1 protein-coding gene is annotated in these 1126 nt (G+C 61.3%); it reads left to right on the plus strand.

Annotation, left to right across the window (positions count from 1 at the left end; all coding sequences use genetic code 11):
- On the plus strand, positions 1-1041 hold a 1041-nt coding region (gene sufB, locus AC5ZGW_RS46350), incomplete at its 5' end, for a Fe-S cluster assembly protein SufB (protein ID WP_496114176.1).
- Positions 1042-1126 lie beyond the last annotated feature (85 nt).

The following is a 1126-nucleotide window of genomic DNA, read 5'->3' on the forward strand; positions in this document are numbered from 1 at the left end:
GTTGCGACCACCTTCCAGAAGGAATTGAAGAAGGCCGGCGTGATCTTCATGCCGATCTCGGAAGCGATCCGCGAGCACCCTGAGCTGGTGCGGAAGTATCTCGGCAGCGTGGTGCCGACGTCGGATAACTTCTTCGCCACCCTGAACTCGGCCGTGTTCTCCGACGGCTCGTTCGTCTATGTGCCGCCGGGCGTGCGCTGTCCGATGGAATTGTCGACCTATTTCCGCATCAACGAGCGCAACACCGGCCAGTTCGAGCGCACGCTGATCATCGCCGACAAGGGCTCGTATGTGAGCTACCTCGAAGGCTGCACCGCGCCGCAGCGCGACGAGAATCAATTGCACGCTGCCGTGGTCGAACTGGTCGCGCTCGATGACGCCGAGATCAAATATTCGACGGTGCAGAACTGGTATCCCGGCAACTCGGAAGGCAAGGGCGGCATCTACAACTTCGTCACCAAGCGTGGCGATTGCCGTGGCGACCACTCGAAGATTTCCTGGACCCAGGTCGAGACCGGCTCCGCCATCACCTGGAAATATCCGAGCTGCATCCTGCGCGGCGACAATTCGCGCGGCGAGTTCTACTCGATCGCGATCTCGAACGGTTACCAGCAGGTCGACAGCGGCACCAAGATGATCCATCTCGGCAAGAACACCTCGAGCCGGATCATCTCCAAGGGCATCGCTGCCGGCAAGTCGCAGAACACCTATCGCGGCCTCGTGACCGCGCACCGCAAAGCCACCGGCGCGCGCAACTACACCGCCTGCGACTCGCTTTTGATCGGCGACAAATGCGGCGCGCACACCGTGCCTTACGTCGAGGCGAAGAACTCGTCGGCGACGTTCGAGCACGAGGCGACGACCTCGAAGATCTCCGAGGATGTCCTGTTCTACTGCGTGCAGCGCGGGCTGAGCCAAGAGGAGGCGGTCGGCCTCGTCGTCAACGGCTTCGTCAAGGACGTGCTGCAGCAGCTCCCGATGGAGTTCGCGGTCGAGGCGCAGAAGCTGATCTCGATCTCCTTGGAGGGCAGCGTCGGATAAGCCAATGATCCAAACCATTCGGAACATCCTCGTTGGCGTTCAGGTTTGGCCATTCGCGATCACTGGGTTCGTGGCGATCGCCGGA

This window comes from Bradyrhizobium sp. Crot121 (genome assembly GCF_059512385.1).